The organism is Prevotella pallens ATCC 700821 (assembly GCF_000220255.1).
GTDB lineage: Bacteria > Bacteroidota > Bacteroidia > Bacteroidales > Bacteroidaceae > Prevotella > Prevotella pallens.
Genome location: NZ_GL982513.1, coordinates 1,362,467 through 1,370,780 on the forward strand (window position 1 = coordinate 1,362,467; position 8,314 = coordinate 1,370,780).

At 38.0% G+C, this 8,314-nt stretch carries 6 protein-coding genes; 5 read left to right on the forward strand and 1 reads right to left on the reverse strand.

Annotated elements, in window-relative coordinates:
• The first annotated feature begins 261 nt into the window (after window positions 1-261).
• From HMPREF9144_RS05290 to HMPREF9144_RS05315, 5 genes are all read left to right on the forward strand, one after another.
• Entirely contained in the window at window positions 262-2,229 is a 1,968-nt protein-coding gene (locus HMPREF9144_RS05290; RefSeq protein WP_006044868.1) for an ABC-F family ATP-binding cassette domain-containing protein, read from the forward strand.
• Between the two features lie 124 nt (window positions 2,230-2,353).
• Window positions 2,354-4,387 carry a M13 family metallopeptidase gene (locus HMPREF9144_RS05295; protein WP_006044869.1) on the forward strand — a complete coding sequence of 678 codons (2,034 nt, stop codon included), beginning with the start codon at window positions 2,354-2,356 and terminating at the stop codon, window positions 4,385-4,387.
• 139 nt (window positions 4,388-4,526) lie between these two features.
• Window positions 4,527-4,886: a hypothetical protein gene (locus HMPREF9144_RS05300; RefSeq protein WP_006044870.1), complete on the forward strand. Its 360-nt coding sequence runs from the start codon at window positions 4,527-4,529 to the stop codon at window positions 4,884-4,886.
• Window positions 4,887-5,309: 423 nt separating this feature from the next.
• On the forward strand, window positions 5,310-5,762 hold the full coding sequence (locus HMPREF9144_RS05310; RefSeq protein ID WP_006044872.1) for an HU family DNA-binding protein: 453 nt from the start codon (window positions 5,310-5,312) through the stop codon (window positions 5,760-5,762).
• 281 nt (window positions 5,763-6,043) lie between these two features.
• Complete coding sequence (locus tag HMPREF9144_RS05315) at window positions 6,044-6,403, forward strand: hypothetical protein (protein ID WP_006044873.1); 360 nt, start codon at window positions 6,044-6,046, stop codon at window positions 6,401-6,403.
• 332 nt (window positions 6,404-6,735) lie between these two features.
• Here HMPREF9144_RS05315 and HMPREF9144_RS05320 read toward each other — a convergent pair whose 3' ends face one another.
• On the reverse strand, window positions 6,736-8,262 hold the full coding sequence (locus HMPREF9144_RS05320; RefSeq protein ID WP_006044874.1) for a peptide MFS transporter: 1,527 nt from the start codon (window positions 8,260-8,262) through the stop codon (window positions 6,736-6,738).
• Between the last annotated feature and the right edge of the window lie 52 nt (window positions 8,263-8,314).

Consider the following 8,314-nt stretch of genomic DNA (forward strand, 5'->3'; position numbering starts at 1 on the left):
GATTATTAATTTTAGTTTATGTATAAATGGAATACATTATAAGCCTTTTCTTATTAAAAGTATTCCCATCTATTTTCTATTGAGTCTTTTCTCAATTTAACAATCTCCTTCTTATTATATCTCTATATAATTATGCACTTTCTTGTGATATCTACTTGTAAACCAAACTCACAATATGGATAAAAGTAAGGTTGGCTACTAAGAATTACGAAATTATTGCGTATCTTTGCAATCGTTAATTAGGGAGAAAACAAAAAATAGATGCTGTCAATCGAAGGTTTAAAAGTTGAGTTTGCTGTAAAGCCACTCTTTCATGATGTTTCTTTCGTGGTAAACGACCGCGATCGCATAGCTTTGGTAGGTAAAAATGGTGCGGGAAAATCTACAATGCTTAAAATACTCTGTGGTTTACAACGTCCCACAGCAGGTGTTGTAGCTGTTCCAAATGATACCACCATAGGCTATCTACCACAGGTAATGAAGCTATCTGACGATACTACGGTAAAGGAAGAAACACGTAAGGCATTTGCAGATGCTACCAAAATGAAAGAAAAGTTGGAGCGTATGCAGCAAGAAATGGCTGAACGTACCGACTATGAAAGTGCAAGTTATGCTGAATTGGTCGAAAAATTTACGCAGGAGCATGAACGTTTTATGTTACTTGGCGGTGAAAACTACGAAGCAGAAATAGAGCGGACACTGACAGGATTAGGCTTTGAACGTACAGATTTCGATCGTCCTACGTCTGAATTCTCTGGTGGTTGGCGTATGCGTATAGAGTTGGCAAAGATACTTTTACGCCGCCCTGATGTACTATTACTTGATGAGCCAACCAACCATTTGGACATTGAGTCTATACAATGGTTAGAACAATTTCTTGCTCAAAGTGCTAAAGCTGTAGTGTTAGTATCTCACGACCGTGCATTTATTAATAATGTAACGAATCGTACTTTAGAAATTACGTGTGATAGGGTAGAGGATTACAAAGTGAAATACGATGAGTATCTCGTTTTACGCAAAGAACGTAGAGAGCAGCAAATGCGTGCATACGAAAATCAACAAAAGGAAATAGCAGATATAAAAGCCTTTATAGATAGATTTCGTTATCAGGCATCAAAGGCTGTACAGGTGCAGCAACGTATTAAGCAATTGGAGAAAATAGTCCCTATAGAGGTAGATGAGGTGGACAATTCAGCAATGCGCTTAAAGTTCCCACCGTGCTTACGGAGCGGTGATTATCCAGTTATATGCGACAATGTGCGTAAAGAATATCCCCCACGACTTGTATTCGATAAGGTAGATATGACCATTAAGCGAGGCGAGAAAGTTGCTTTTGTCGGTAAGAATGGTGAAGGAAAGTCTACACTTGTGAAGTGTATAATGGGAGAAATACCATTCGATGGTAACTTAAAGATAGGACACAATGTTCAGATAGGTTATTTCGCACAAAATCAGGCTCAACTTTTAGATGAGAATCTAACAATTTTTGAAACCATAGACCAAGTGGCAAAAGGCGATATGCGTTTGAAGATTAACGACCTTTTAGGTGCTTTTATGTTTGGCGGCGAAACATCTGAGAAGAAAGTTAAAGTACTTTCTGGTGGCGAACGTTCACGTTTAGCAATGATAAAACTATTATTGGAACCTGTTAATCTTTTAATTCTGGACGAACCTACAAACCACTTGGATATAACTTCAAAGGAAGTTTTGAAAGAAGCCATTAAAGCTTTCGACGGAACAGCTATTATCGTTTCACACGATAGAGAGTTTCTTGATGGTTTAGTAAGTAAGGTCTATGAATTTGGTGGAGGCAAAGTTCGCGAGCATTTAGGCGGAATTTACGATTATTTGCGTGCTCATAATGCTGAAACAATACAAGAAAGTTTGAGTAAGGCAAGTGCAAACAATATTGCAGCTGAAGCAGAAAATACACAAAATGCAAAGCAAGAAACGGTAGATCAACCTTCATCTGGCGCAGTATCGTATGCAGAACGCAAAGAACAGCAGAAGAAGATAAAAAAAGCTCAGCGTGCAGTAGAAGACTCTGAAAAGAAGATTGCCAAGATGGAAGAGCGCAAAGCTGAGCTTGACGAACTACTGATGGTAGCAGAGAATGCATCGAATATGGAACTCGTTACTGAATACACCGACCTGCAACGCCATTTAGATAAAGAAAACGAGCAATGGCTTGAGCTTTCAGAAGCGTTGGAAAGGTTGCTCGATGAATAAGGAAAAGTAATTAAATTCAATAAATAAATCAACAATCTTTTTCGTTTATATTGAACTTGTAGAACATGCGTTTAGTTTTAAAGGTGATATATTAACGAGAAGTTTTAAACTAAAATCATTTAAAATGAACATTAAGACAATCTTACCGATGATGATGATTGCTGCTGTTCCTATGACTGGTTTTGCTCAAAAACAAGCTGGTATAAAGGAAAGTAATCTCGACAAATCGGTACGTCCAGCTGATGACTTCTATCAGTTTGCGACTGGTGGCTGGCAAAAAAACAATCCATTGCCTGCAGCTTACTCACGTTATGGTTCTTTTGACCAATTAGGTGAAGACAACAACAAGCGTATCAACACAATTCTTACAAGCTTGCTTAAGGCAAAAGCAAAGCCTGGAAGTGTTGAACAAAAGCTGAGCGATTTTTACAAACTCGCTATGGACTCTGTGCGTAGAAATAAAGAAGGTGTTGCCCCAGTAATGCCATTGCTCAACGAAATTGAGAATGCTAAGACTTTAGCAGACCTACGTAAGATTCAGTTGAAGTATGCAAGTCAAAGCTATGGTTTGCCTATCAGCTATGGATTTGGTGCTGATGAGAAGAACGCGAAGATGAATATTCTTAACGTTAGTCAGAGCGGATTAACATTAGGTCAGAAGGATTACTATCTTGACAACGATAAGTCAACAACCGAAATACGTAATGCGTTTAAGAAGTTCATTGTAAATATGTTTGAACTTTTCGGTTTCTCTAAGGCTCAAGCTGAACAGAATAGTAACTATATTATGCGTTATGAAACAGCTATTGCACTGATTTCAAAGAGCAGAACAGAGCTTCGCGATGCTGCTGCTAATTATAACAAGATGACATTGGCAGACTTTAAGGCTAAATATCCTAATATTCGTTTGGAACAATTGCTTAATGCCGACGGGGTAAAGTCTGCTGATATACAGGAAATGGTAGTTGGTCAGCCTAACTTCTTAGTAGGAGTAGACAAGTTGATAGAGACTGAAACTGCAAACGAACTTCGTGCTCGTATGGAGTGGGAGGTTATTCTTGAAGCTGCAAACTATCTCAGCGATGACGTCCGTGCCGAATACTTCAACTTCTTCAGTAAGACAATGCGTGGCACAAAGCAAGATTATCCACGTTGGAAACGTGCTACACAACAGATTGAAAGTCAAATGGGCGAAGCACTCGGCAAAATATATTGCGAACGTTATTTCCCTGCAAGCAGCAAACAACGCATGGAGCAACTCATCAAAAATCTTGAGGTTAGTTTGGCTGAGCGCATCAAAGCACAAAGTTGGATGAGCGAAGAAACTAAGAAGGCTGCACTCGAAAAGTTGTCTACTTTCTACGTTAAGGTTGGTTATCCTAACAAGTGGCAAGATTTAAGCTCACTTACCATTGACCCAAGCAAGTCGTATTACGATAATGTTATGAACTGCCGTAAGTTCTGGCATAAGGTAAATCTCGACGAAACTGCTGGAAAACCAGTTGATAAGGATAAGTGGTATATGACTCCACAAACTGTAAACGCATATTACAACCCTACCACTAACGAGATTTGTTTCCCTGCAGGTATTCTTCAGTACCCATTCTTCGACCCGACTGCTGACGACGCCTTCAACTATGGAGCTATCGGTGTTGTAATTGGACACGAAATGACTCATGGTTTCGACGACAATGGTCGTAATTACGATAAGGACGGAAACATGAGAGACTGGTGGGCTAAGGGAGATGGCGACAAGTTTAAAGCTCGCACAACTCCATTCGGTGAATTCTTCAGCAACATTAGTGTACTTCCTGACCTCAAAGCAAATGGGAACCTTACTATGGGTGAAAACCTTGCCGACCACGGAGGTTTAATGGTGGCTTACAATGCTTTGAAGAATGCAATGAAGGGCAAAAAGTCGCAAAACATCTTTGGTTTCACACCAGAACAGCGTTTCTTCCTTGCTTATGCAGGTGTATGGGCAGCTAACATTACTGAAGCTGAAATACGCAATCGTACTAAGAGCGACCCACACTCATTAGGCGAATGGCGCGTAAATGGTGCTTTGCCACACATCGACGCATGGTACGATGCTTTCAATGTGAAGCCTGGCGACAAGCTGTACTTGCCAAAAGAACAGCGTTTAGACCTTTGGTAATTCCCAAAAAACAAACATATTACTTTCAACAATCATTAAGAAAGTAGTTTAATAAAGGGCTGGATTTATCTTAATAGTTATTCAGCCCTTTTAATTTAAAACTTCAAAAAGATTAAAAACATCATCATTGCCCTTAAACATGGATAAAGAAAGAGTTGTAGAAAGATTATCATGGATATTAAATTCTCCAGTATCATCACCAAGATATGCCACTAAAGAATTCAGAGAAGAACAATTTCGTTTTTTCGAGAATTATGTTCATTTTCTCCAAGACAATGGATTTACCACGACCGAAATATTGAAGACAGATGAACAAGCAACAGAAGAATCACAAATCAAGGTAGGAGATTTAACCCCAGAAGGACTAAAATTCTATGCCTTCGGAGTAAGAAAATGGAGAGAAAAGTACGATCGTGCAAAAGATAAAATAAAAGCAATCAACGACTTTGCATTTATAGAAAAGAAATTGAAGCAGTTTCGTGAACAAGAAACAAAATAGATTTTTCAAACCACAAATAAAAGAATCTAAGTTCATAACACCTTTAAGAAACTCGGAAAACCAACAGAGCAAAAAAATCCACCCATCAGGACTTAAACGAATGTATGTTTTGAAGATGGAAAATAAACAATTCAGGCATACTCTCAAAAGCTCGCCAGCTTTTTTAAGAAAGCTCGCGAACTTTTTCCAAAAAGCTGGCGAGCTTTTTCGTAAAAACAATTGAGCTTTTATTTAATAGTAATAAAGCTATTGATGAAAAACAACGACAAAGCAGAATAGGTTGTAAAAGTTTATTTACAAATTCTTTTTTGTTTAGAAGAAAAACCATATCTTTGCAACGTTGAAACATAAAAAAAACCTTACGAGTTTTAAAGGTCTTCTGGCTCGTAAAAGGATAACTGATGAAGACCAATCAAAACCATCATGTCAAATAAACCTATTCAATTTGTTCTGAAAGAGCGTAAACTCAACATTGGCAAACAAGCAGGAAAAACAGTTATTGTCGCTCAACCTACAGGACGTCATCGTGTAGATTTCCGTAACTTCTGCGCACGCATTTCCAAGTCAACAACATTCAACCCACAAGAAGTGGCTGCAGTTTTGAATCTCGCTACAGAAACAGCACGCGAAATAGTTGCTAACGGCGACATCGTAGATTTTGGCGACCTCGGAACGCTTAAGCCATCATTCAAGAGCAAAGCGGTTGAAAAAGGCCAACCTTTCCGTGCACAAACACACATTGAAAAACCTATCGTTCGCCTCGTAGCTTCTCGTAAGTACTTTACTTTAACCGATGTAACCTACGAACAAGTAACTCCGAAAGAGAAAGACGATAAGAAAAAGAAAGAAGAAGGTACACAGCCTAGTCATCCGTAATTTTAACAAAATTCTAAGTCCTCGTTCCCAACAGAGCGAGGACTTTTTTCAGTCTTATTCATTATACCATTGCGACCAATCCCTTACTCCAACAATTACCATGAAAAACAAAGCAATTGTTAGAAACATAATAAATTACATCTCAAAACCAAATTTATCAGTCTTTATTCAGTCTGAATAGCTACTAAAAACTATAGTTCTTGCAAGTGTCACATTATCATTGTATCTTTGCGTTCAAATAAGAAAAAAGGATTTTAAAGAAACATCATTATATAAGAAATATGGATCCAGAAGAATTAATTGAGAAATTAGATTGGCTATTTAAATCGCCCTTATCTTCGAACAGGTACAACACTCAAGAATTTAAAGAAGAACAATTTCGTTTTTTCGAGAATTATGTTCATTTTCTCCAAGACAATGGATTTACTACGAGAATCTTGTTGAAGAAAGGCGAAAAGGCAACAGAAGAATCACAAATCAAGGTAGGAGATTTAACCCCTGAAGGACTAAAATTCTATGCCTTCGGAGTAAGGAAATGGAGAGAAAAGTACGACCGTGCAAAAGATAAAATAAGAGCAATCAACGACTTTGCATTCATAGAAAAGAAATTGAAACAGTTTCGTGAACAAGAAACAAAATAGCTTGTTCAAACCAAAAACTAAGGATAGATTATAGTATTACGCCTTAAAGAAGCTCAGAAAACTGTCTGAGTAAAATATACCAACAAGAAGTTGAACGAAAGTAGGTTTGGGATATAGAAAAGAAACTACATCTGCTTAACTTCTTTTTATGTCTGAAATATTCTATCGAATATGAAAGTAAACAGAATGTGTTCTGTTTTATAAATCTTATCTAATTTATACAGAATCAATAAGAATGGGGATATAGGCAAGATGGAATATATAAAAAGACGTATCAAATATACCCATTCAATACGTCTTTTAAATAATATATATTTATCTCTATCTCTTTATTATTTTGCAACTTTTTCTAGTTTTTTCATAACAGAGAACATAAAGAGTGCAGATAGAACACAAAGAATAATGAATACGCTCCATACAACAGTTAATGGAAGCTTACCCCAGAGGAATCCGCCGACACTAACGAGGAGGTTACCTAAGGCTGTTGCAACAAACCAGCCGCCCATCATTGCACCTTTATACTTTGGAGGAGCAACCTTTGATACAAATGATATTCCCATAGGGCTAAGCAATAACTCACCAAAGGTAAGAACTAGATAAGTTCCAATAAGCCAATTAGGAGATGCAAATGTCTTTGCACCCTCTGCAGCTGCCTTCTGTGCATCAGGAGAGTTAAGTCCCATAGAAGCTAACAACATCACCAAGAAGCCGCAACCAGCAATCAGCATACCATAAGCAATCTTTCGTGGAGCAGATGGTTCTTTACCTTTACGAGCCAATGCACCGAATATAGCCATACTAACAGGAGTTAAAGCTACAACATAGAATGGATTGAACTGTTGGAAAATAGGAGCACTAACAGTTACGCTACCACTTACGCGACTATATTTATAGGCTATCACTGCTAAGGCTGCAAGAATAACGAGCGCTGAAATTCCTCTTGCTTTTCCTGTTTTTGCGCCAAAGAATGCGAAACCAGCATAAACGATGATGATAACCATAAAGAGATTAATAACATCGAACACCATACTTTGCACACCTTCTGCTGTAGGCTGTACAAATTCGTCAGCAAAGTAGGTTAGTGTGAGACCATTTTGATGGAAAGCCATCCAGAAGAAAATTACAACAGCAAAAACGAGGCAGAGGGCTATGATGCGTTCTTTTGTTTCAGCAGGAGAAAGTTCTTCTACTGTTGTAGCGCCAGCTTTTTCTTCTTTCTTCTTAGTGCTACCTTCTAAATGTTTAAATCCTGGACGGAATGCATAATAGATTGCAATAGAAAGGATTAGTGAGACGCAAGCAACGGCAAATGCCAAGTGATAGGCAGAATTGGGGTCCATGTGTAATGATTTTACTCCCCAATCATGGATTTTCACAGCAGCAGTAGGAGCAAACAATGCACCTATATTAATTGCCATGTAGAAAATAGAGAAACCTGAATCGCGTTTGCTTTCCATTCCTTGAGCATCATAAAGATTACCCACCATCACTTGTAAGTTTCCTTTAAATAAACCTGTACCCAAAGAAATTAAAAGCAGAGCAGCTAGCATACTAGAGAAAGCAACTGTGCTTGTTCCTAATGGAATGGCTAAACAGAGGTATCCTATGAACATAATCATAATACCAGTAGTAACCATCTTACCATAACCGAATTTGTCTGCCATAATACCACCAACCAGTGGTAAGAAGTAGACTAATCCAAGAAAGGTGCTATAAATAGCTCCCGCTGTACCAGGCTCGAGGCCAAAGTTTCCTCTAAGGAAAAGGGCAAAGACTGCAATCATGGTGTAGTAACCAAATCGCTCTCCTGTGTTGGCTAAAGCCAATGCATAAAGACTTTTAGGTTGTCCTTCGAACATAATTTTAAAGTTTTAATTTTGTTATTAATTAATTTTATTTGTTTGTTTTTAT